The sequence below is a fragment of the Pseudomonas sp. SMN5 genome (assembly GCF_052041925.1).
Taxonomy (GTDB): Bacteria; Pseudomonadota; Gammaproteobacteria; order Pseudomonadales; family Pseudomonadaceae; genus Aquipseudomonas.
In genome coordinates this window covers 52,969-74,808 of the sequence record NZ_JBKGGX010000023.1, presented here as the reverse complement: position 1 = coordinate 74,808, position 21,840 = coordinate 52,969, and the positions used below count along the sequence as shown (strand labels likewise).

Here is a 21,840-nt window from a genome sequence, read left to right as displayed (position 1 = left end):
GGACCATGGCTTTGTGATCAACGAAAAAATCAGTGTGGGAGCGAGCCTGCTCGCGATTGCGGTGCGCCAGTCAACATCAGTGTGGCGGGCATATGGCAATCGCGAGCAAGCTCGCTCCCACAGGGTCTTGCGTTGTTGCTTGCTTAAGAGGTTCCCAGCCCTCCGGACAGGTCCGTGCCCGAGCGCGCTTGAGGGCTAGGTGTCGGGTCGTCGCGATGCTCGGTAGTCTTGCTCACCGTGTCGCGCACCGTTTCATAGCCCTGCCGCGCCGTGCGCTTGGCCTTGTCGGCCAGGTCGGCACTGGTACGGCCCATCACCCGCTGCTCGGTGGAGGAAGTGGGCAATGCCGCACCCAGCATGGCGCCCAGGGCGATGCCGGCCGCAGCCATCATCAGCGGCTGCTCCTTGAGCAAGCGGCTGAACTGATCGCCCAGCTCCTGGGAAGTCTGGGCCACGCGCTCACCGGTATGCCGGGTACTGTGCCGGGCGTGACTGGCACTCGCGCCCAGGCCGTCGGCCAGATGCGAAGCCTTGTCCTTGAGTTGATGAAAGCCGTCACGCAAGGAATCGGTGGTGTCGTGCAGATGCTCCCTGGCGCTGCCCAGACCACTGGCAAGCCCCTCGCCCCAGCCCGTGGAATCCTGGTCTGGCCCGACGCGGTAGCCGACCCGTGGCGGATGGTTCTGGCCGAGCATCAGCCAGCACAGCCCGACGGTGGTCAGCACGGTGGGCACCGGGTTATTGCGCACGGTAGTGCCCAGGTTGCCGAAGAACTGCGAGCCGTTGCCTTTGACCAGGGTCAGCGCCTGATCGAGCATCTGCCCTGGGGTGAACTTGCTGCCCAACGCATCGACGATGTGGCTGATGTGAGCCCGCTGTTCGTCGATCTCGCGCTCGATGGTTTCCGGGCTCTTTTCGGATTCGGTTTTGAATTCATCCTTCATGAGACTTTCCTCCGCAGGGCTTCCTGGTCTTTGTTCAATGCGTCGAGCGTGCGATCAGGCTTGAAGTGGGACGGTTCGAATTGCTTCTTGCCCGACTGGACCATGACGAAACCGATGATCATGACCACCACGCCAACGATCAGCGCTGCGAGCCAAGGCTGCATGATCGTGCTCAAGCCGTAGACCACGGCCATCAGCAGGATAATGAAGCCGGCGAGCAGCACGATGGCGCCGCCGGCCACCGCCGCGATGCCGGCTTTGAGGGTATTGAGGCTGGCCTGGAACTCAGCCTTGGCCAGCGCCAGCTCTTTGGTGAACAGCGAGGGCACTTCCTGGGTCAGCTGCTTGAGCAGTCCCATCACCGAAGCATCGTTGTCGGATGCAGTGGCGCCGATAGGACGCTGGATCTCAGGGTCTGGTCGATTCATTACAGTTCTCCTCGAGTATTGGCCGAACCCGGCAGCGAGCCGGTGGCAGCATCGCTGGGATGGTCCTGGACGCTGGGCGATGTGGGCGTGACGCCGGTGGCCAGGCCACTGGACTTCTCGGAACCTGCGCCGATGGGATCGGGAGTCGGTTCGAAAGGTCCACGTGCGGCGAACCCTCCGGAAGGCGGGTTGGAATGACCGGCGGCCGGGTCTTCGACTTCAGCGGCGACCGGCGAGCTGCCGGCCTTGAGGAACCGCGAGAGCCCGAAGCCCACTGCCACGCTGCCGGCCAGAAACAGCCCGGGGTTTTCTCGTGCCAGCCGGGAACCGTCGTGCAGCATCTGCTCGGCGCTCATATTGCGCAGCTTGCTGGCCAGGCCGGTCATCGAGTCGGCCATGTCCGCCAGGTAATGGGACAGGCCCAGAGTATCGTTGGCTTCGAATTCGGACATCGCCGACTTGGCGCCGCGAGCCAGCGCATCGATCTGGTCCGCCGCCGTGTCGCGGTACTGGCCAAAGTGTGCGTCGGCCTGTTCGCGGGCACTGCCGATGGCTTCGTTGACGTCTTCTTTGATGTGATTCAGGGGGTCCTCGGGCCGGGTCTGGCCTGAGGCGCGGTTGTGTCGCTCGGGGTTGTTGTCCGGGATAGTCATGTCTGTCTACGCCTGCGTGATGGGAAAAAAACCAACACGGGCAATCACCGCAGCGATGCCCGACTACGTGTTTCTCAGTACAAGTGACGGGGCGCGGCGCAGGGGAGTTCAAACGGATTCGGCCGGTGGACGCTGTGCGGTTGGCATCGCCACCTGAGCGCGTGCGGACCAAAAAAAAGATCGGGCGCAGGCGCATTGGCCAGGCCCGATCAAGGGATACCTGAATCACTCGTGGCGAGCAAGCTTGTGTGGCGAGGGAGCTTGCTCCCGCTCGGTTGCGCAGCAACCGCAAAGAAAGCGGAGGTCTGCTTCGCAGCCCAGCGGGAGCAAGCTCCCTCGCCACAGAAGCTTCCCCACCAGAGCAAGCTTCCCCGCCACAGCATGCTCCTTGTCAAGAAGCTCGCGTGGCGCTGCTCATCCCAACGCTGTATCCAGAAACATCATCACCGCAAACCCCATCATCAATCCCAAGGTGGCCGGAGTCTCATGGCCATTGCGGTGGGTTTCGGGGATCACTTCATGGGACACCACGAAGATCATCGCCCCGGCCGCCAGGCCCAGGCTGATGGGATAGGCCACGGCCACGCCCGAGGACATGCCTAGGCCAATCACCGCCCCCAATGGCTCCATCAAACCCGAACCCACGGCAATCAGCGCGGCGCGCAAGGTGCTGATCCCGGTCACCCGCAGCGCCATGGCGATGGCGAGTCCCTCGGGAATGTCCTGGATGGCAATCGCCGTGGTCAGCGGCAGGCCGACCTTGAAATCGCCATCGGCAAAACTGACACCGATGGCCATGCCTTCCGGCAAGTTGTGCAAAGTGATCGCCAGCACGAACAACCACACCCGGTTGATCCGCTCGGCCTGTGGGCCACGCCGCCCGCTCAGCTCATGTTCGTGGGGCACGAAGCGGTCGAGGCCGATCATCAGCGCAACACCCAGTGCCAGCCCGACCACGACGACAAACGCGGCCAGCAATTGGTTGCCACAGATGACCTGGGCCGCGGCGATGCCCGGCAGGATCAACGAGAAGGAACTGGCCGCGAGCATCATGCCGGCGGCAAACCCCAGCATGATGTCCTGGGTGCGCGACGAGATGTCCCGCAGCACCACCGCCATCACCGCGCCCAACGCCGTGGCGGCGAAACCGGAGGTTCCACCCAGCACCGCGTAGCCCAGGTTGTGTCGGTCGGTGCCCACCAGGGCGTTGTAGCCGCTGTACAGCAACAGCACCGCGACCACCGCCAACCCAAGCCAGAAACTCAACCCCAGCAACGGATTGTTCTGCACCGGGTCCAGCCAGGTACGCCAGGAGGATCGGATCCGGGAAGTGGGCTGGTCCATCGAATGTCCTTAGTGTCTAGCCTTGCCAGGGTCGATCGTCCTCGCCGCAGCGCAAACGATCAACCGAAATGATCAGGCGAGGAAGCCCTGCTCCCTCGCCGTTATATTGCGATTACAGTTTGTCACCTTGCATCCCTGAACCCAAGTCGGCACCGGTCATGGGATCGCTTTCCGGGTTGGACATCGTCCGCGCCTTCATGTCCATCAGCAGCGCTTCGTCTTTTTCACTCAGCTGCACGCTGGCCATGCCATCGCCGCCGTCCACCGCCGGCGTTGGGTTTTCGACAAACTCCCAATCGTCGCCCTGATTCCATGGACCGCGTACCGTCGGCTCGCCCTGGGACATGTTGAAGTACACGTTGGTGAACTCCGGCATGCCAGGTAGCTTACCTTGGGGGAAGTTCGGCTGGATCGAGTGCAGGGCTTTTTCGAACGACATCTGGTGAGCGATTTCGCGGGTCATCAAGAAGCCCAGCGCTTCCTTCACGCCCGGGTCGTCGGTGAGGTTCATCAGCCGCTCGTAGACGATTTTGGCCCGCGCCTCGGCGGCAATATTGGAACGCATGTCAGCGGTAGGTTCGCCAATGGTGTCGACATAGGCTGCGGTCCAAGGCACACCGGCGGAATTGATCAGGGGCGCACCGGCACCATAGAGCAGGCTGGTGACGTGGGAATCGTTGCCGGCACCGTTGATGTCCCGGTACAACTGCCCTTCCTTGTCCACGCCTTCGGCCATCTTGCCCTTGGCACCCTTGTTCAGCATCACGATGATCGAACCGATGATCTCCAGGTGGCTGAGCTCTTCGGTAGCAATGTCCATCAGCAAATCCTTGCGACCTGGATCATCCTCGGCCAAGGCCTGGGTGAAGTAGCGCGACGCCGCCGCAAGTTCGCCCTGCGGACCACCGAACTGTTCCAGCAACAGGTTGGCAAGGCCCGGATTGGGCTCAGCGACTCGAACGGTGTACTGCAGTCGTTTGTTATGTAGAAACATGATCAAGCTCCTCATTCGGGACACGGCTCATGAGCACGCCGTTATTAGCAGGCCCATAAAGGTCTGAAGAAGTAATAGGAATAAAATTTATCTTTTCTTCAATAAACGAGACGAACGGCCACCTCTATAGAAGCGTATAAAGCTGCGCCCATTGAATATTGAAGCGATTAACGAAGCGGCCTGAAAACTATAAATCGTTGAAGTGATTCATTTATCAAGACCGAAACAGGCCCCAGGCCAAATGCCTGGGACCCGTAATTCAGCGATCAGGATTTACGCCCGCCGCCATTGCTGTTCTCGCCACCCTTCCTACCGGCTTCGGAGGCTTTCTCCCGGTCGTTGGCAAAGTTGCCACCCGAGGCCTGGCCACCCTTCTTGCCTGCCTCGGAAGCGCGTTCAGGATCATTGGCAAAATTGCCACCGGAGGCTTGCCCGCCCTTGCGGCCGGCCTCTGCGGCACGTTGCGGGTCATTGGCAAAGTTACCGCCCGAAGCCTGGCCGCCCTTGCGCCCTGCCTCGGATGCGCGTTGCGGGTCATTGGCGAAATTGCCACCCGATGCCTGGCCGCCTTTCTTACCGGCTTCCGATGCTTTCTCACGATCGTTAGCGAAATTGCCAGGGTTGTTATTGCCTGTGTTAGCCATTTCATTCACCTCGTTAGTTGCTGTTTCGCGAACCAGTTGGCTCGTAGTATTCGGAAAACCCGGCGCCGCCAAGGTTTTAACAAACTGCACCAGGCGGCGACGAACGGTCAGCACTTTTTAGTTCAGCTTATTTATGACAAAGGCCAACGCCTTGCATGACAACAAGCTATCAAACCAGCGCTAACCTTAACTTATTAAAACCGGAAGTATCGTGAAGACGGGTCGGCCCAAGACACGGCAATACCTCGGCTAGCCGATTGCCGTGCCAGGGGCAAACCCGTTTCCACGATATAACCAGTGCGTGTCTTTCCACGCTGTCTGCCAAAGGTCGAATGACGCCGGCACCCCATTGCACCGGTCTCGTCACCCCGGCCTCGCGCCGTTCCAGGAAGCCAAAACTCGCGGGCTGCCGGTGTTATCCTGCACCACCGCACTGACCGGCTTGCGGTGTCCGGATACCCTGTCACCGATATCCGGATCAAGAGACGTGCTTATTCAGGGAGAAATCGGGTCGCTGGCCGGAAAGGTTTCTTCCAGGGCGTCATCCAGCTGATTATTGGTGATGTCCCGCTCGTCGACCTTGCCACTGGCCTCGCAGTGGCAGTCGGGAGCAGGACAGGGTTCGCCATTGGGATGTTGCTCAGCGCAGGCCTGGCTGCAATACGCCTCACCGTCATGATTGAACACCCGCTGCGGATCGACATCGCAATGGCAGTCGGGGCAGCCACATTTCAATTCACTCATGTTCGTTCTCCGCTTGACGTAGATGCCTCACGACCCCACCAGCAACTGGACTTCCAGATTGGCCGCCGCGACGCCGTGATTGGCCACATACACCTCGGCGGTCCAGCCTTTGGTCCGGTTGCGATAGGACTGGGTGCCCAGCGCCGTACCGCTGTCCCACTCGATGAGGTCACCGATGTCGATGTCATTGGCCGAACCCAGTTCGAATACCGTATGACTGTCCTCCCGGGCCACGTACACCCCCACCATTGCGCTCTGGCGATTGATGGCTCGTACTTCACCGATGGTCTGTTTCATAGGCTCACTCAACGCTTGGCTTCGGTGTGCGGGTTGGCCGACCGCTCAAGGAATGCCTGGGTAATCTGGGGCAAGTGCTCGCGCAGCCAGTCGGCCATGGCGATTTCCTGCGGCAGGATCTGCTCGCACGCCCGTTGCGTCTCGGTATCGCCAGCCACCTTCGCCGCTTCAATCAGCACCGTGTAGGAGGCGATTTCCAGGTTCTCGAACACATAGCCACTCATGGCGCCCTTCACCACTTCGTCGCTCATGGTCATGCCGCCCACCGCCTGACCGAAAGCCATGAGCTTGCCGGCCATGTCCTTGAGCATCGAGGTGCTGCCGCCCAGGCGCTGAATGCATTGCTCCACCAGCTTCTGCTGGCCGAGGGTCTCCTGCAGATGCTCTTCGATCCGGGCCTTGAGGACCGGATAATGTTCCAGGCGTTCGGCTTGGGCCTTGAGCATTTTTTCCGCTTGTTGCTCCATGGCATGGGCATCGTTGAGCCAGTCCAGCAGGTTCTCTTTAGGCGTCGCCATTTCCATCTCCTTACGCTTGGTTGTCACTGCAGCGCAGCGACGATTCTGAAGTACCGCACATAGAGGTGGATGGCGCAGGGCCGGGGAAAGTTTGAAGCAACCACAGGCCAGGGCGACGAAAGGCATCGCCACCGCCATGCGGCGCGATCAGGATGCTAATCTCATCGACTCCAGGCCAATGGAGACTTGCAGATGCCCGACGATTTTCACCCCGGTCCGCTCGATCAACTGCTGGAACAGATGGCCGGGCGCCGCTTCCTGGTGCTCACCGGTGCAGGCATCAGCACACCGTCGGGCATCCCCGATTACCGGGACAGCGAGGGGGTACGCCGGGGACGGCAGCCCATGATGTACCAGGAATTTCTCGCCAGCCCCGAAGCGCGCCGGCGCTATTGGGCACGAGCCATGCTGGGCTGGCCACGGGTGCGCCAGGCCCGACCCAACGCGGCTCACGAAGCCCTGGCCGAGTTGCAGGCACGCCAGCGCATCAGCGGCCTGATCACGCAGAACGTCGACGCGTTGCATGACCAGGCCGGCAGTCAGGCTGTGATCGAGCTTCACGGCAGCCTGCATCGGGTGTTGTGCCTGGACTGCGCCGAGCGCAGTGATCGGCAACAGATCCAGCAATTGATGGAAGCGCACAATCCTTACCTGACGGGGGTCGACGCAATCCAGGCCCCCGACGGCGATACACTGCTGGACCCGGCGTTCGAAGCGCGCTTCGAAGTACCCCACTGCCCTCAGTGCAACGGCGATCGATTGAAACCCGACGTGGTGTTCTTCGGTGAAAACGTCGCCGCCGCTACCGCTGCCCGCGCCACCCAGGCAGTGGCGCAAGCCGAAGGCTTGCTGGTGGTGGGCTCGTCGCTGATGGCGTACTCGGCGTTTCGCCTGTGCCGGGCGATCAAGGACCAAGGCAAGCCGCTGCTGGCGATCAACCAAGGCAAGACCCGGGCCGATGAGTTGCTCGATCTGAAAGTCGAGGAGCCTTGCGAGCGGGTGTTGCCGTTGCTCGTCGGAGGCCAAACCCGATGATCACCGCAGATCCCCTGTGGGAGCGAGCTTGCTCGCTCCTACAAGGGATGGGGTTCAACCTGCCGCCAATTGCACGCCCAATTGCTGATCCTTGAACGTGTCGAACAACGCCTGCGCCGCCGCCGACAGTTCATGCCCCGGCTTGGTCAATACGCCAATGGCGCGTTCGATCACCGGATCGCTCAGGGTGATGCAACGGGCGCCCAGCTCATGCATCTGCCCGACACACAGCGCCGGCACCGCGCTCACGCCGAGCCCGCTGGCAACCATTCGCCCGACCGTCGCCAACTGATGGCTCTCGAATTCCACCGGCAGCTTCATGCCGCGGGCTTGCAGGTGCTCTTCCAGCATCACCCGTACGGTGGACGGTCGCTGCAAGGTAATGAATGGCTGTTCCAACAATGTGTGCCACTGGATGTCCGCCAGCCTGGCCAGCGGTGAATCGACCGGCACCACTGCGACGAAACGGTCCAGGTACAGCGGCGTGAAAGCCAGGGATGAACCCTGCAACGGCTCGAACGCCACCCCCAGTTCGACGTGACGGTCGCGGACCATCTCCAATACTTGTTCGTTGATCACGTCATTGACCGTGACGTTGACATTCGGGTACCGGGCGCGGAAGGTCTTGAGGATCGGCGGCAGCAGGTTACCGGCGAACGACGGCATCGCCGCCAGCGTCACCCGCCCTCGTTGCAAGGTGAAGCGCTGGCGCATTTCGTCTTCGGCGTTGTCCCAGTCGGCGATCAGCCGTCGGGCCAACGGCAAGAGAGATTCACCTTCGGGGGTCAGCGCCACGTTACGGGTGTTGCGACTGAACAGGCGGCCACCCAGACCTTCTTCCAGCGCCTTGATCGTCAGGCTCAAGGCCGACTGGGACAGATGCAATCGTTCGCAGGCCACGGCGAAACTCAGGCTCTGGGCCACGGCCAGGAAAGCGCGGATTTGCTTGAGGGTCATGGGGGTCGCTTCGCTCCAGTGGCTAGCTGTAGGTTTCGAGCCGCAAGTGAACGGCGGAAACTATTGAGTTTTATCAATCAATCCAACCTAAAAATCAACTTAACAAATATATGACTTGGCGCAACACTGCATCTCATTGCGACCCCATCAAGAATAAAAGAGGTGTCTATGGCAGGTTTCGACAAACGCGTGAGCTCTTATGAAGAAGCGCTCGAGGGCTTGAAGGACGGCATGACCGTCATTGCTGGCGGCTTCGGCCTGTGCGGCATTCCGGAAAACCTGATCGCCGAGATCAAGCGCAAGGGCATCCGCGACCTGACCGTGGTCTCCAACAACTGCGGCGTCGATGGCTTCGGCCTCGGCGTGCTGCTGGAAGACCGGCAGATCCGCAAGGTGATCGCTTCCTACGTGGGCGAGAATGCACTCTTCGAGCAGCAGTTGCTCAGCGGCGAAATCGAAGTCCAGCTCACCCCCCAAGGCACCCTCGCGGAGAAAATGCGCGCCGGCGGCGCAGGCATCCCGGCGTTCTTCACCGCCACCGGCGTCGGCACGCCCGTGGCCGAAGGCAAGGAAGTGCGTGAATTCCATGGCCGCCAATACCTGATGGAAGAGTCCATTACCGGCGACTTCGCCATCGTCAAAGGCTGGAAGGCCGACCACTTCGGCAACGTGGTCTATCGCCACACCGCCCAGAACTTCAACCCGCTGGCGGCCACGGCGGGCAAGATCACCGTGGTGGAGGTCGAGGAAATCGTCGAGCCCGGCGAGCTGGACCCGACACAGATCCATACCCCCGGCATCTACGTCGACCGGATCATCTGCGGCACGTTCGAAAAGCGCATCGAACAGCGCACTGTGCGCAAGTGATCCCCAGCCCCCGGCCCGAATGAAGGAATAACGACATGGCACTTTCCCGCGAACAAATGGCTCAACGCGTCGCCCGCGAAATGCAGGACGGCTACTACGTGAACCTGGGCATCGGCATCCCGACCCTGGTCGCCAACTACATCCCCGAAGGCATGGAAGTCATGCTGCAATCGGAAAACGGCCTGCTCGGCATGGGCGCCTTCCCCACCGAAGCGGAGGTCGACGCCGACATGATCAATGCCGGCAAGCAGACCGTCACCGCGCGCATCGGCGCCTCGATCTTTTCTTCGGCCGAATCGTTCGCCATGATCCGTGGCGGCCACATCGACCTGACCGTGCTGGGCGCATTCGAAGTCGATGTGCAAGGCAACATTGCGTCGTGGATGATCCCTGGCAAACTGGTCAAGGGCATGGGCGGCGCGATGGACCTGGTGGCCGGTGCCGAAAACATCATCGTTACCATGACTCACGCATCCAAGGACGGTGAGTCGAAACTGCTGCCGCGTTGCAGCCTGCCGCTGACCGGCGCCGGATGCATCAAGCGCGTGCTGACCGACCTGGCCTACCTGGAAATCCAGGACGGCGCCTTCATCCTGAAAGAACGTGCCCCGGGCGTCAGCGTCGAGGAAATCGTCGCCAAGACCGCCGGCAAGTTGATCGTGCCGGACCACGTCCCTGAAATGCAGTTCGCTGCCCAGTGAGGAGAGATTCGATGCAAGAAGTCGTGATTGTCGCCGCCACCCGTACCGCCATCGGCAGTTTCCAGGGTTCGCTGGCTTCCATTCCCGCACCGGAGCTCGGTGCGGCGGTGATTCGTCGCCTGCTGGAGCAGACCGGCCTGGCCGGCGAGCAGGTCGATGAGGTGATTCTCGGTCAGGTGCTCACTGCCGGCTCGGGCCAGAACCCGGCTCGCCAGGCGTCGATCCTCGCCGGCCTGCCCCACGCCGTTCCGGCACTGACCCTGAACAAGGTCTGCGGCTCGGGCCTCAAGGCGCTGCACCTCGGCGCCCAGGCGATCCGCTGCGGCGACGCCGAGGTGATCATCGCCGGCGGCATGGAGAACATGAGCCTGGCTCCCTACGTGTTGCCGGCTGCGCGCACCGGCCTGCGCATGGGCCACGCAAAGATGATCGACAGCATGATCACCGATGGCCTGTGGGATGCCTTCAACGATTACCACATGGGCATCACCGCCGAGAACCTGGTGGATAAATACAGCATCAGCCGCGAGGAGCAGGATGCCTTCGCTGCCGCTTCCCAGCAGAAAGCCGTCGCCGCCATCGAAGGCGGCCGGTTCGCCGATGAGATCACGCCAATCCTGATTCCTCAGCGCAAGGGCGATCCGGTGGCCTTCGCCACCGACGAACAACCGCGCGCCGGGACCACCGCCGAATCCCTGGGCAAGCTCAAGCCTGCCTTCAAGAAGGATGGCAGCGTCACCGCAGGCAATGCATCCTCGCTCAACGATGGCGCCGCCGCCGTGATCCTCATGAGCGCGGAAAAAGCCAAGGCCCTGGGCCTGCCGGTGCTGGCGAAGATCAGCGCCTACGCCAACGCTGGCGTCGATCCGGCGATCATGGGCATAGGCCCGGTCTCGGCCACCCGCCGCTGCCTGGACAAGGCCGGCTGGTCGTTGGAGCAACTAGACCTGATCGAAGCCAACGAAGCCTTTGCCGCCCAGTCACTGGCAGTGGCGAAGGAACTGAAGTGGGACATGGACAAGGTCAACGTCAACGGCGGCGCCATCGCCCTGGGCCACCCTATTGGCGCTTCAGGCTGCCGCGTGCTGGTATCGCTGCTGCATGAGATGATCAAGCGCGACGCCAAGAAAGGCCTCGCGACCCTGTGCATTGGCGGCGGCCAGGGCGTGGCGCTGGCGCTGGAACGCGCATAGCCCGCAACGGGTTCAACGGTGGTCGCGCGGTCCCACGAATGGCCGCACAGCCACTGGCAACATCACCGGCACAACTTCGGTTGTGCCGGTTTTTTTTGCCTGTCTGTTTATCGGGAAACTTCACGGGCCTATCGCGAGCAGGCTCGCTCCCACAAGGGATCGGTGGTGGCTGCAAAGCGCAGGACACATCACAGATCCCTGTGGGAGCGAGCCTGCTCGCGATGCGGTGAGTCAGGCGATGAGGCCGTCAGGACCTGGCGCCAAACCGGTCGCGGCTGTTGGTCAGGTGCAGCCACATGGCGGCGCGGGCGGCGTCGGGGTCCTGGCGCTTGATGGCGTTGAAGATGGCCTCGTGTTCAAGATTGGCCAGTTGCGCCAGTTTGCCCAGGTCCGCCTGGCCGCGCTCAGCGACGTTGACCCGGGTCCGGGGGATCATCGCACTGCCCAGGTGCTGCATGATCTCGACAAAACAGGTGTTGTCCGTGGCTTCGGCAATCAGCAGGTGAAAACGCCGGTCGGCTTCGACGCAGCTGTCGTTGTTGCTCAGCAGCCGCTGGTAGTCGTCCAACGCCTGGCGCATCTGCTGTAGCTGGTGCTCGCTACGCCGCTGGGCGGCCAGGGCGGCCGCCTGGGTTTCCAGGCCCATGCGCAACTCCAGGATCCCGCGTACCCCCGCCGCCGTATCAACGTTGAGCCGCAGCCCCGGCTCACCGGTCTGCTCCAGCACAAAGGTGCCGATGCCGTGGCGGGTTTCCACCAGGCCCGAAGCCTGCAACTTGGAAATCGCCTCGCGCACCACCGTTCGGCTGACGCCGTGCTCCTGCACGATAGCGCCTTCCGATGGCAATTTTTCACCCGGTTTCAGCTGCCCCAACAAGATGCTCTGGCTCAGCTTCGCCACCAGGTCGTGGGCCAGGTTAGGAGTACGCTTGCGCCGAGGCGCGTCGGTGTCTTGCATGCCAGGGTTCCTCGAAAACAGGCCTGGCGATGCTACCACCAGTAGGCCCGCCCGTAACGAACAATGAACACTCAACTTGTATGACAACACACAGTTCATCAGAGATACGACCCGCGTATAGCAACTCCTCCACGCCGGTTACGCTGCATAAAACGCTTTAAAACAGCCGCGCATAACTGAATAGATACGGCATAAAAAGCGCCCTACGGCAATCCAAACGTGATCAGAAACTTCTTGTCATCTAAAAAAATCGAGTTGTATGATGTCTATCAACATCGGCACCTGCACGATGCCCCGCATAAAAATAACGAGTGGGAGAAATCCAGTGAACACATCCAGCCTCCAGGCGAATGCCGGCGCGGATCCGGTGCTGCTGTCGGCCATTGCCAAGGTCAAGCGCCACATCCTGCCGCTGTTCGTCATCATGTTTATCGTCAACTACATCGACCGAGTGAACATCGGCTTCGTGCGCTCGCACATGGAGCATGACCTGGGCATTGGCGCTGCCGCCTACGGCTTTGGTGCCGGCCTGTTCTTCATCGGTTATGCGCTGTTCGAAGTACCCTCCAATATCTTGCTGCAACGAATCGGCGCACGGATCTGGCTCACCCGCATCATGCTCACCTGGGGCCTGGTGGCCGCCGGCATGGCGTTCATCCAGAACGAAACCCACTTCTACATCCTGCGTTTCCTACTGGGCGTGGCCGAAGCCGGTTTCTTCCCCGGGGTGATCTATTACTTCACCCGTTGGTTGCCCGGCGCCGAGCGTGGCAAAGCCATCGCCATTTTCCTCAGTGGCTCGGCCGTCGCCTCGCTGATCTCCGGCCCGCTGTCCGGCCTGCTGCTGCAAATCAACGGCCTGGGCATGCACGGCTGGCAGTGGATGTACTTCATCGAAGGGATGTTCTCGGTGTGCCTGTGCGTCTTCGTCTGGTTCTGGCTGGACTCCAAGCCCCACGACGCCAAATGGCTCAACCGCGAGGAACAGGACGCGCTGGTCAATGCCATCGACGATGAACAGCGCGCTCGTGAAGCCGCCACGCCGATCAAGCTTTCCATCGGCCAATTGCTCAAGGATCGCCAGATCATCCTGTTCTGCCTGATCTATTTCTTCATTCAACTGACCATCTATGCCGCCACCTTCTGGCTGCCGAGCATCATCAAGAAAATGGGCGAGCTCAGCGACCTCCAGGTCGGGATGTTCAACTCCATTCCCTGGCTACTGTCGATTGTCGGCATGTACGCCTTCGCCTCGCTGTCGGCGAAGTGGAAATTCCAGCAGGCCTGGGTCGCCACTGCCCTGCTGATCGCCGCGGCCGGAATGTTCATCTCCACCACCGGCGGCCCGGTCTTCGCCTTCGTCGCCATCTGCTTCGCGGCGCTGGGCTTCAAGTCGGCCTCGTCGCTGTTCTGGCCGATTCCCCAGGCCTACCTGGACGCACGGATCGCCGCCGGGGTGATCGCACTGATCAACTCCGTGGGCAACCTTGGCGGGTTCGTCGCGCCGACCACATTCGGCCTGCTGGAACAGCACACCGGTTCGATCCAGGGCGGGCTCTATGGCCTGGCAGCAACCTCGATCATCGCCGCGATCATCGTCTTCGCCGCACGCAACACGCCCAAGCCCAAATCCGCAACGACGCCGGCCACCCCTGCCACCAGCCACGTCTGATCATCGATTCGTCCAAGGATAAGTGCACATGAATCCACAAGAAGCCAGCAAAGCCCCGATCATCACCAGCATGCAGATCGTGCCCGTGGCCGGTCATGACGGCATGCTGCTGAACCTCAGCGGCGCCCATGGCCCGTTCTTCACTCGCAACATCGTGATCCTGAAAGACAACGCCGGCCGTACCGGCGTGGGCGAAGTGCCCGGTGGCGAACGCATTCGCCAGACGCTTGAGGATGCCCGCGCCCTGGTGGTCGGCAGCCCCATCGGCACCTACCAGAAGATCCTCAACAGCGTGCGCCACGCGTTCGCCGACCGCGATGCCGGGGGCCGCGGCCTGCAGACATTCGACCTGCGCATCACTATCCACGCGGTCACCGGGCTGGAAGCGGCCCTGCTGGACCTGCTCGGGCAACACCTGGACGTACCGGTCGCCGCCCTGCTCGGTGAAGGCCAGCAGCGCGATGAAGTGAAAATGCTCGGCTATCTGTTCTATGTGGGTGATCGCCAACAGACCGACCTGCCCTACCGCAGCGAGCCGGATGCCGACAACGACTGGTTCCGCGTACGCCACGAAAAAGCCCTGGACGCCGACGCCGTGGTGCGCCTGGCCGAAGCTGCCCATGCGCATTACGGTTTCCAGGACTTCAAGCTTAAGGGCGGCGTGCTCAAGGGCGACGAAGAAATCGAAGCCGTCACGGCCCTGGCCGAGCGTTTCCCCCAGGCGCGCATCACCCTGGATCCGAACGGCGCCTGGTCACTCAAGGAAGCGATCCGCTTGTGCCGCGACCAACACAAGGTCCTGGCCTATGCCGAGGACCCTTGCGGCGCGGAAAACGGTTACTCCGGGCGTGAGGTGATGGCTGAATTCCGCCGCGCCACGGGCCTGAAAACCGCCACCAACATGATCGCCACCGACTGGCGCGAGATGGGCCATGCGATCACCTTGCAGTCAGTGGACATCCCACTGGCCGATCCGCATTTCTGGACCATGCAGGGCTCGGTGCGGGTGGCGCAGATGTGCAACGAATGGGGCCTGACCTGGGGTTCTCATTCCAACAACCACTTCGACATTTCGCTGGCAATGTTCACCCACGTGGCCGCCGCCGCACCGGGCGACATCACCGCGATTGACACCCATTGGATCTGGCAGGACGGCCAGCGACTGACCAAGGCGCCGCTGCAAATCCGCAATGGTTGCGTGCAGGTGCCTAAGAAACCGGGGTTGGGGATCGAGCTGGACACCGACCAACTGGCCAAGGCCCATGAGCTGTACAAAGGTATGGGCCTGGGGGCGCGGGACGATTCGGTGGCGATGCAGTACCTGATTCCGGGTTGGACCTTTAACAACAAACAGCCTTGCCTGGTGCGCTGAGGGATACGGCAATGCCCGCTGTGTGGCCGCGGGCTTGCTCGCTAAAGCCTCGGATCAGCCAACCCAAGAGCAGCTGAAAGTCCGCCTGAGCAAGAAGCCCGCACAATTGGAGTGAGGTCCGACCGCAGAACCAGGCCAGCTGTAAGGCCGCCATCGCGAGCAGGCTCGCTCCCACAGTTGAGTTGGGGTACAACCGGGAGAGCCAGGGCGGCCGTCAGGCCGTCTTCGCGAGCAAGCCCGCTCCCACAGTTTGAGTTGGGGTACAACCGGGAGAGCCAGGGCGGCCGTCAGGCCGTCTTCGCGAGCAAGCTCGCTCCCACAGTTTGTATTGGGGTACTCCAGGAGAGCCGGGTCGGCTGTCAGATCACCTCGCGGGCAAGCTTTGCTCCCACAGATGAGTCCAGACACAACCGGAAGAAAAAGGCCGGCCGTCAGGCGGCCTCGCCTTTGCTTTGCTTTGCTTTGCTTTGCTTTGCTTTTGATCTTGGACGCCCCATCAACCACAAGGGCCGAACGCAGGCATTGCGTCGTGGGCAACCCGGCATGGATGCCGGGTTAGCCGCGCAGGGCCATGGAGGGCCCATCGCGGCGGGCCCACGGAGCAATGCCGGAGTGAGGGAACACCGAGCCTTGGCGAGGTGCCCAGTGGTGGGGCGAGGCGCTTTTGGTTACTTTTGGCGCCCTTTCAAAAGTAACCCGCCGTAAGGGCGGAACCCTAAGCAGCCATTACCGCAGCAACGGATATGCCCCCAATCAACAATCCCAGGCTTAATTAAGGCCGCCATCGCGAGCAGGCTCGCTCCCACAGAAAAATCCCCACAGAGTCTGTGAGAACCTGCAACTTAGCCCTCAGGCCGCAGGATCAGCACCGCCAACGGCGGCAGATTCAGCTCAAGCGACAGAGCCTGCCCATGGCTGGGCACGGCTTCGGTGGAAGCTCCGCCGCCATTGCCATAGTTGGATCCCGCATAAGTGTCGGCATCACTGTTGAGCAACTCCACCCAACGCCCGGCAAACGGCACGCCTACCCGATACGCCTCACGAGGTACCGGCGTGAAGTTGGCCACCACCAGCACCGGCCGCCCCTCCTTGCTCCAGCGCAGCCACGCATAGACGCTGTTCATTGCATCGTCGCCAATCAACCACTGGAAACCCTGCGGCGCATCATCCTGATCATGCAGCGCCGGCTCCTCGCGATACAGCCGGTTCAGGTCGCTCACCAGTTTTTGCACCCCACGGTGCTCGGCGTATTGGGTCAGGTACCAATCCAGCTGCTGATCGTGATTCCACTCGCGCCATTGACCGAACTCGCAGCCCATGAACAGCAGCTTCTTGCCCGGATGGCCCCACATGAAGCTGAGATAGGCTCGCAGGTTGGCGAATTTCTGCCAGCGATCACCGGGCATCTTGTCGATCAGCGAGCGTTTGCCGTGGACCACTTCGTCGTGGGAAATCGGCAGCACGAACCGTTCGGACCAGGCGTACACCAGGCCGAAACTCAGCTCGTTGTGATGATGGGCGCGGTACACCGGGTCTTGCTGGATGTAGTGCAGCGAATCGTGCATCCAGCCCATGTTCCATTTGTAGGCAAAGCCCAGCCCGCCCTGCTGCGTGCTCTGGCTGACGCCCGGCCATGCCGTGGACTCTTCGGCGATGACCAGCGCGCCAGGGGTTTCCAGCGCCACCACGTCGTTGAGGTGCCGCAGGAAATCGATGGCTTCCAGGTTCTCGCGCCCGCCGTGCCGGTTAGGCACCCATTCGCCGGCCTTGCGCGAATAGTCGCGGTACAACATCGAGGCAACCGCGTCGACACGCAGGCCGTCGATGTGAAAATGCTTCAACCAGTGCAACGCCGACGCCAGCATGAACCCATGGACTTCGGTGCGTCCCAGGTTGTAGATCAGGGTGTCCCAATCCTGGTGGAAGCCTTCCAGTGGGTTGCCATACTCGTATAACGCGGTGCCGTCGAACTGGGCCAGGCCGTGGGTGTCGGTGGGAAAATGCGCCGGCACCCAGTCGAGGATCACACCGATGTTCGCCTGGTGGCAGGCATTGACGAACGCGGCGAAATCGTCCGGCGAACCGTAACGCGCCGTCGGGGCGAACTGCGACAGGGGTTGGTAGCCCCAGGAGCCGCCAAACGGATGCTCCATGATCGGCATCAGTTCGATGTGAGTGAAGCCCAGCTCCTTGACGTAAGGGATCAGCCGTTCGGCCAGTTCATGCCAGTTGTATTGGCGTGACACCTCCCCCGCCTCGTCGATTTCGCATTGCCAGGATCCGGCATGCAACTCGTAGATCGACAATGGCGCACCCGGCAGCTGGCGCTCGCGCCGATGCTGCATCCATTCATCGTCCTGCCATTGGATCTTCAGCGGCGTGGCGACCCTGGACGCGGTGTCCGGCGGCATCTGGCTGGCCAGCGCCACCGGGTCGGCCTTGAGCGGCAGAATCCCGTGGGCGCCGAGGATTTCATACTTGTAGGCCTCCCCCGCGCCGAGGCGCGGGATGAACAACTCCCAGACCCCGGATGGATAACGGATGCGCATCGGATGGCGACGTCCGTCCCAGACGTTGAAGTCGCCGACCACCGAGACCCGTCGCGCATTCGGCGCCCATACGGCAAAACGCACACCCTCGATGCCATCCACCGTCGTCAGTTGCGCACCGAGGCACGAGCTGAGATCGCGATGATTGCCCTCGGCGAACAGGTAAAGATCCATCTCCCCCAGCAGCGGCCCGAAGCTGTACGGGTCTTCGGCGACTTGTTCGCCACCGGCCCATCGGGTGCGCAGCCGATAGGCCTGGGTGTGGTCGAAATGCCCGACGAACAGGCCCGGGGTTTCGCTCAGTTGCAGCTCACCGAGTACTTCGTCGCTGTCAAGGGCCAGTACCTGCACGCTCAGCGCGCCGGGCAGATAGGCCCGGATAAATTGCCCGCCTGCACCGTCGCCATGGGGGCCCAGGATGGAAAACGGGTCGTGATGTTCGGCGCGCACCAGCGCGTCGATGTCACGGGGCGACGGCAGCAGTGAAGCTTTAGCCTGCCCTTGTGGTTCTTTGTTCGAGACACTCATGATTCTCTCCACTAAATCGGTCCGGCTAAGTCGGAAAAGGGTTCCAGCCCACTCAATAATCCGTACAGACCGTGCAACGGCACGGGCAGCCAGGCGGGGCGATTCTCGGCTTCATAGGCCACTTCATAGGCCGCCTTCTCCAGGCCGAACAACGCCAGTGCGGCGTCTTCGCCTTCAGCATCCTTCCACTCATGGGCAAGACTAGCTGCCGCCTGCCGATATGCCTGGACAAATGCCTGGCGGGCCTCTGCCAGGTAACGATCGGCCACCCGTTGCCGGGCCGCATCGGCGTCGGCGGTGCTGTCGACGGTGTGCAAGTGAATCGCCATCGCCGCCGCGTAATCAAAGGAACGCAACACGCCGCTGACGTCCTTGTAAGGGCTGTGCTTGCCTCGGCGTTCATTCAGTGGCCGTGCCGGCTCGCCTTCGAAGTCGATCAGGTAGGCATCGCCCTTGATCACCAGCACCTGCCCCAGGTGCAGGTCGCCGTGGACACGGATGCGCAAGCCACCGACAGCCTTGCCCGCCAGTTCCTGTACATGGGCCAGGACGGTTTTCTTGTGTTCCAGCAAGCGTGCGACCATCGCCTGGTCCGCAGGGTTCAATTGCCCCTGGTTTTGCTTGAGCAGGCGCAAGGCATTTTCCACCTGCGCGGCCACGTCCTTGCCTATGGCTTGGGCGTCCTTGGCGCGGGTGACCTGCGGTTCGAAGTCCGGATTGTCGGTGGGCTGGGCCAGTACCTGGTGCATTTCCCCCAGGCGCTGGCCGAGCATGCCGGCGAAATCTTTCAACTCGCCCAGGGCGTTGTAGTGCTGCTCCTGCTCGGACACGGCATCGGCCAACTCGTCGCGCAAGGCGCGTTCGAGGTTGTTCTGGGTCCATTCCCACGCATCACCCTGATTGCTCAGGTAGCCTTGGGCGATCATCAGCAACGCATCCTCGCCCTGGGCATCGCGGCGGATCACCGAACCCAGCAGCGGTGAAATATTGCTGAAGCCGGCAGCGGTCAGGTAAGCGCTCATTTCCAGTTCCGGATGCACGCCGGAGGCGACCTTGCGGATCAGCTTGAGCACCAAATTGCCGCCCACCACCACCGAACTGTTGGACTGCTCGGCGGACAGATAACGCACCTCCGGCTCATTCCCCAGATTCAACGCCGCCAGACCTTCGGCAGGCTCGAAACGCAACTCACCGTCCGCACATGGCAGCACCGTGCCGGCCTGCATGCTCTGCAACACCGAGCGAATGAAGCTTTCCAGGCTGAACGCATCGGTGATGAATCCCACCTGACGCCCCCGCCGAACCCGCGACAGGGCCAGTTGCTGCGGCAAGGCCGCGCCCAACTGATCTTCGGCCAGCAGGCCGAACGGCAATTGATAACGCAGGGTCTGGCCGCCGCTGGTCACCTCGATTTCGCTGAGCAGCACCGGATGCTGCGGATCGCCAAAGCGCACGCCATAGACAATATCGACGTTCTCGATGGCGCTGTCCTTGCCAGCAAACCAGCGACGGTTCTGCAACCAGTTTGGCAGGATGGTTTGCTCCAATGTGGTGCGCGACGGCGCTTCGAGCAATTCTTCCAGGCGTTTCTTGAGCACCAGGGTGGTGAAGTCCGGCAGGCTCTGGGCCGGTTCCACGTGCCAGCTCGGCATCTGGTTTTCCGCCGCCAGGGCGAACCAATAGAAACCGTACGGCGCCAGGGTCAGCAGGAAGTTCAGCTGGCCGATGGGCGGGAAGGCGTTCCCCCCCAGCATCTCCACCGGCACCATGCCTGCGTAAGCCGACAGGTCCAGTTCGGCGGCCTGGGCGCTGCGCGATACGTTGGCCACGCACAGAATGATTTCGTGTTTGCCGTCCGCACCGGTGTATTCGCGGGTGTAGGCCAGGATCCGCCGGTTGCTCGGCGAAAGCATTTTCAACGTACCGCGGCCAAAGGCCTTGGACTGCTTGCGCACCGCCAGCATCCGCCGCGTCCAATTGAGCAGCGAGTGCGGGTCGCCGGACTGGGTCTCGACGTTGACCGACTGGTAGCCATACAGCGGGTCCATGATCGGCGGCAGCACCAGGCTGGCCGGGTCGGCCCGGGAGAAACCGCCGTTGCGGTCGATGGACCACTGCATCGGCGTGCGCACGCCATCGCGGTCGCCCAGGTAAATGTTGTCGCCCATGCCGATTTCATCGCCGTAGTACAAAGTCGGCGTACCGGGCATCGACAGCAGCAGGCTGTTGAGCAGCTCCACCCGGCGCCGGTCGCGCTCCACCAGCGGCGCCAGGCGCCGGCGAATCCCCAGGTTGATTCGCGCCCGACGGTCGGCGGCGTAGTAATTCCACAGGTAATCCCGCTCCTTGTCGGTGACCATCTCCAGCGTCAACTCATCATGATTGCGCAGGAAAATCGCCCACTGGCAATTGGCGGGGATTTCCGGAGTCTGGCGCAGGATGTCGGTGATCGGGAAACGGTCTTCCTGGGCCAGCGCCATGTACATGCGCGGCATCAACGGGAAGTGGAACGCCATGTGGCATTCGTCGCCATTGAGGCCTTGCGCGTCAACGTCCCCGAAGTACAGCTGGGTGTCTTCCGGCCACTGGTTGGCTTCGGCCAGCAACATGCGGTCGGGATAGTTGGCATCGATCTCGGCGCGGATCAACTTGAGGACGTCGTGGGTCTCGGGCAGGTTTTCGTTATTGGTGCCGTCACGTTCGATCAGATACGGGATGGCATCCAGGCGCAGGCCGTCGATGCCCATGTCCAGCCAGTAGCGCATCACCGACAACACAGCCTTGATGACCTGCGGATTATCGAAGTTGAGATCGGGTTGGTGGGAATAGAAGCGGTGCCAGAAGTACTGGCCGGCTACCGGGTCCCAGGTCCAGTTGGATTTCTCGGTGTCGAGGAAAATGATCCGCGTGCCGTCATACTTGTGATCGTCATCGGACCAGACATAGAAGTCCCGCGCCGCCGAACCGCGCTTGGCCTTGCGCGCGCGCTGGAACCACGGATGCTGGTCCGAGGTATGGTTGATGACCAGCTCGGTGATGACCCGCAGGTTGCGCTTGTGGGCTTCAGCGATGAACCGCCGCGCATCGGCCATGGTGCCGTAGTCGGGGCTCACGCCTCGGTATTCGGCGATGTCATAACCGTCGTCGCGGCGCGGCGAGGGGTAGAACGGCAGCAACCAGATGGTGTTGACGCCCAGGTCGGCGATGTAGTCGAGCTTTTCGATCAGGCCTGGGAAGTCGCCGATTCCGTCGTTGTTGGAGTCGAAGAACGACTTCACATGGACCTGGTAAATCACCGCGTCCTTGTACCAGAGCGGGTCGTTGATAAAAGCGGCAGACCGGGGTTTCTTCGCCATTTGCAACTCCTGATGAATTCAATAAAGCCGCTGGGACGGGCGTGCGAGATCCTCTGACGGCCAGAGCGCCTTTGTGGCGAGGCAGC

Annotated in this window: 19 protein-coding genes; 6 read left to right on the top strand and 13 right to left on the bottom strand. The window is 61.9% G+C overall.

All coding sequences use genetic code 11. The annotated features are described in order from the left end of the window. Window positions 1-143 precede the first annotated feature (143 nt). From ACLEJR_RS21255 to ACLEJR_RS21215, 9 genes are all read right to left on the bottom strand, one after another. Window positions 144-944 carry a DUF3618 domain-containing protein gene (locus ACLEJR_RS21255; RefSeq protein ID WP_440816232.1) on the bottom strand — a complete coding sequence of 267 codons (801 nt, stop codon included), beginning with the start codon at window positions 942-944 and terminating at the stop codon, window positions 144-146. Next, the gene (locus ACLEJR_RS21250; RefSeq protein WP_440798317.1) at window positions 941-1,372 is read right to left on the bottom strand and encodes a phage holin family protein; all 432 of its coding nucleotides are present in this window, start codon (window positions 1,370-1,372) and stop codon (window positions 941-943) included. Before ACLEJR_RS21250 ends, ACLEJR_RS21255 begins: the two co-directional genes overlap by 4 nt. Further along, window positions 1,372-2,025 carry a hypothetical protein gene (locus tag ACLEJR_RS21245; RefSeq protein WP_440798315.1) on the bottom strand — a complete coding sequence of 218 codons (654 nt, stop codon included), beginning with the start codon at window positions 2,023-2,025 and terminating at the stop codon, window positions 1,372-1,374. The genes ACLEJR_RS21250 and ACLEJR_RS21245 overlap by 1 nt, the downstream gene beginning before the upstream one ends. Before the next feature lie 414 nt (window positions 2,026-2,439). Then, a complete protein-coding gene (locus ACLEJR_RS21240) occupies window positions 2,440-3,369 on the bottom strand; it encodes a ZIP family metal transporter (protein ID WP_440798314.1) in 930 nt (309 codons plus the stop codon). 112 nt (window positions 3,370-3,481) lie between these two features. Then, window positions 3,482-4,363, bottom strand: a complete 882-nt coding sequence (locus ACLEJR_RS21235; RefSeq protein WP_440798312.1) for a manganese catalase family protein — start codon at window positions 4,361-4,363, stop codon at window positions 3,482-3,484. 266 nt (window positions 4,364-4,629) lie between these two features. Then, on the bottom strand, window positions 4,630-5,007 hold the full coding sequence (locus tag ACLEJR_RS21230) for a general stress protein (RefSeq protein ID WP_440798403.1): 378 nt from the start codon (window positions 5,005-5,007) through the stop codon (window positions 4,630-4,632). A gap of 495 nt (window positions 5,008-5,502) precedes the next feature. Next, window positions 5,503-5,751 (bottom strand): metallothionein, encoded by a 249-nt coding sequence (locus tag ACLEJR_RS21225; RefSeq protein ID WP_440798310.1) that lies wholly within the window; start codon window positions 5,749-5,751, stop codon window positions 5,503-5,505. A 27-nt stretch (window positions 5,752-5,778) separates the two neighbouring features. Further along, window positions 5,779-6,048, bottom strand: a complete 270-nt coding sequence (locus ACLEJR_RS21220) for a hypothetical protein (RefSeq protein WP_440798308.1) — start codon at window positions 6,046-6,048, stop codon at window positions 5,779-5,781. Window positions 6,049-6,056: 8 nt separating this feature from the next. Beyond that, entirely contained in the window at window positions 6,057-6,566 is a 510-nt protein-coding gene (locus ACLEJR_RS21215; RefSeq protein ID WP_440798306.1) for a ferritin-like domain-containing protein, read from the bottom strand. 192 nt (window positions 6,567-6,758) lie between these two features. Here ACLEJR_RS21215 and ACLEJR_RS21210 point away from each other — a divergent pair, with 192 nt between their 5' ends. After that, window positions 6,759-7,601 carry an NAD-dependent protein deacetylase gene (locus ACLEJR_RS21210; RefSeq protein ID WP_440816229.1) on the top strand — a complete coding sequence of 281 codons (843 nt, stop codon included), beginning with the start codon at window positions 6,759-6,761 and terminating at the stop codon, window positions 7,599-7,601. A gap of 54 nt (window positions 7,602-7,655) precedes the next feature. On the opposite strand, the gene ACLEJR_RS21205 is transcribed toward ACLEJR_RS21210, so the two are convergent. Beyond that, a complete protein-coding gene (locus ACLEJR_RS21205) occupies window positions 7,656-8,558 on the bottom strand; it encodes a LysR family transcriptional regulator (protein ID WP_440816227.1) in 903 nt (300 codons plus the stop codon). 168 nt (window positions 8,559-8,726) lie between these two features. Between ACLEJR_RS21205 and ACLEJR_RS21200 the strand changes: the two genes are divergently transcribed. From ACLEJR_RS21200 to ACLEJR_RS21190, 3 genes are read left to right on the top strand one after another with little or no spacing between them, the layout of a single operon-like run. Continuing rightward, a complete protein-coding gene (locus tag ACLEJR_RS21200) occupies window positions 8,727-9,425 on the top strand; it encodes a CoA transferase subunit A (protein WP_440798301.1) in 699 nt (232 codons plus the stop codon). Between the two features lie 35 nt (window positions 9,426-9,460). Further along, window positions 9,461-10,126, top strand: coding sequence for a CoA transferase subunit B (locus tag ACLEJR_RS21195; protein ID WP_092327245.1), 666 nt, complete (start codon window positions 9,461-9,463; stop codon window positions 10,124-10,126). An 11-nt stretch (window positions 10,127-10,137) separates the two neighbouring features. Next, window positions 10,138-11,319, top strand: a complete 1,182-nt coding sequence (locus tag ACLEJR_RS21190; protein ID WP_440798299.1) for an acetyl-CoA C-acetyltransferase — start codon at window positions 10,138-10,140, stop codon at window positions 11,317-11,319. 247 nt (window positions 11,320-11,566) lie between these two features. On the opposite strand, the gene ACLEJR_RS21185 is transcribed toward ACLEJR_RS21190, so the two are convergent. Further along, the gene (locus ACLEJR_RS21185) at window positions 11,567-12,277 is read right to left on the bottom strand and encodes a FadR/GntR family transcriptional regulator (RefSeq protein ID WP_440798297.1); all 711 of its coding nucleotides are present in this window, start codon (window positions 12,275-12,277) and stop codon (window positions 11,567-11,569) included. Window positions 12,278-12,566: 289 nt separating this feature from the next. Between ACLEJR_RS21185 and ACLEJR_RS21180 the strand changes: the two genes are divergently transcribed. Both ACLEJR_RS21180 and gudD read left to right on the top strand, forming a co-directional pair. After that, the gene (locus tag ACLEJR_RS21180; protein ID WP_440816279.1) at window positions 12,567-13,949 is read left to right on the top strand and encodes an MFS transporter; all 1,383 of its coding nucleotides are present in this window, start codon (window positions 12,567-12,569) and stop codon (window positions 13,947-13,949) included. Window positions 13,950-13,977: 28 nt separating this feature from the next. Continuing rightward, window positions 13,978-15,321 carry a glucarate dehydratase gene (gene gudD / locus ACLEJR_RS21175; RefSeq protein ID WP_440816225.1) on the top strand — a complete coding sequence of 448 codons (1,344 nt, stop codon included), beginning with the start codon at window positions 13,978-13,980 and terminating at the stop codon, window positions 15,319-15,321. 842 nt (window positions 15,322-16,163) lie between these two features. Here the strand turns inward: gudD and glgB are convergent. Beyond that, window positions 16,164-18,398, bottom strand: coding sequence for a 1,4-alpha-glucan branching protein GlgB (glgB, locus tag ACLEJR_RS21170; RefSeq protein WP_440816222.1), 2,235 nt, complete (start codon window positions 18,396-18,398; stop codon window positions 16,164-16,166). 11 nt (window positions 18,399-18,409) lie between these two features. After that, a complete protein-coding gene (gene treS, locus ACLEJR_RS21165) occupies window positions 18,410-21,754 on the bottom strand; it encodes a maltose alpha-D-glucosyltransferase (protein ID WP_440816220.1) in 3,345 nt (1,114 codons plus the stop codon). Between the last annotated feature and the right edge of the window lie 86 nt (window positions 21,755-21,840).

What these genes read in the sequence shown, in the direction of transcription:
- ACLEJR_RS21245 (WP_440798315.1), bottom strand. Translation starts at nt 2,025, where the DNA reads ATGACTATCCCGGACAACAACCCCGAGCGACACAACCGCGCCTCAGGC.
- ACLEJR_RS21200 (WP_440798301.1), top strand. Translation starts at nt 8,727, where the DNA reads ATGGCAGGTTTCGACAAACGCGTGAGCTCTTATGAAGAAGCGCTCGAG.
- treS (WP_440816220.1), bottom strand. Translation starts at nt 21,754, where the DNA reads ATGGCGAAGAAACCCCGGTCTGCCGCTTTTATCAACGACCCGCTCTGG.
- ACLEJR_RS21180 (WP_440816279.1), top strand. Translation starts at nt 12,567, where the DNA reads ATGCCCCGCATAAAAATAACGAGTGGGAGAAATCCAGTGAACACATCC.
- ACLEJR_RS21235 (WP_440798312.1), bottom strand. Translation starts at nt 4,363, where the DNA reads ATGTTTCTACATAACAAACGACTGCAGTACACCGTTCGAGTCGCTGAG.
- glgB (WP_440816222.1), bottom strand. Translation starts at nt 18,398, where the DNA reads ATGAGTGTCTCGAACAAAGAACCACAAGGGCAGGCTAAAGCTTCACTG.
- ACLEJR_RS21195 (WP_092327245.1), top strand. Translation starts at nt 9,461, where the DNA reads ATGGCACTTTCCCGCGAACAAATGGCTCAACGCGTCGCCCGCGAAATG.
- ACLEJR_RS21205 (WP_440816227.1), bottom strand. Translation starts at nt 8,558, where the DNA reads ATGACCCTCAAGCAAATCCGCGCTTTCCTGGCCGTGGCCCAGAGCCTG.
- ACLEJR_RS21230 (WP_440798403.1), bottom strand. Translation starts at nt 5,007, where the DNA reads ATGGCTAACACAGGCAATAACAACCCTGGCAATTTCGCTAACGATCGT.
- ACLEJR_RS21255 (WP_440816232.1), bottom strand. Translation starts at nt 944, where the DNA reads ATGAAGGATGAATTCAAAACCGAATCCGAAAAGAGCCCGGAAACCATC.
- ACLEJR_RS21225 (WP_440798310.1), bottom strand. Translation starts at nt 5,751, where the DNA reads ATGAGTGAATTGAAATGTGGCTGCCCCGACTGCCATTGCGATGTCGAT.
- ACLEJR_RS21185 (WP_440798297.1), bottom strand. Translation starts at nt 12,277, where the DNA reads ATGCAAGACACCGACGCGCCTCGGCGCAAGCGTACTCCTAACCTGGCC.
- ACLEJR_RS21250 (WP_440798317.1), bottom strand. Translation starts at nt 1,372, where the DNA reads ATGAATCGACCAGACCCTGAGATCCAGCGTCCTATCGGCGCCACTGCA.
- gudD (WP_440816225.1), top strand. Translation starts at nt 13,978, where the DNA reads ATGAATCCACAAGAAGCCAGCAAAGCCCCGATCATCACCAGCATGCAG.
- ACLEJR_RS21240 (WP_440798314.1), bottom strand. Translation starts at nt 3,369, where the DNA reads ATGGACCAGCCCACTTCCCGGATCCGATCCTCCTGGCGTACCTGGCTG.
- ACLEJR_RS21210 (WP_440816229.1), top strand. Translation starts at nt 6,759, where the DNA reads ATGCCCGACGATTTTCACCCCGGTCCGCTCGATCAACTGCTGGAACAG.
- ACLEJR_RS21215 (WP_440798306.1), bottom strand. Translation starts at nt 6,566, where the DNA reads ATGGCGACGCCTAAAGAGAACCTGCTGGACTGGCTCAACGATGCCCAT.
- ACLEJR_RS21220 (WP_440798308.1), bottom strand. Translation starts at nt 6,048, where the DNA reads ATGAAACAGACCATCGGTGAAGTACGAGCCATCAATCGCCAGAGCGCA.
- ACLEJR_RS21190 (WP_440798299.1), top strand. Translation starts at nt 10,138, where the DNA reads ATGCAAGAAGTCGTGATTGTCGCCGCCACCCGTACCGCCATCGGCAGT.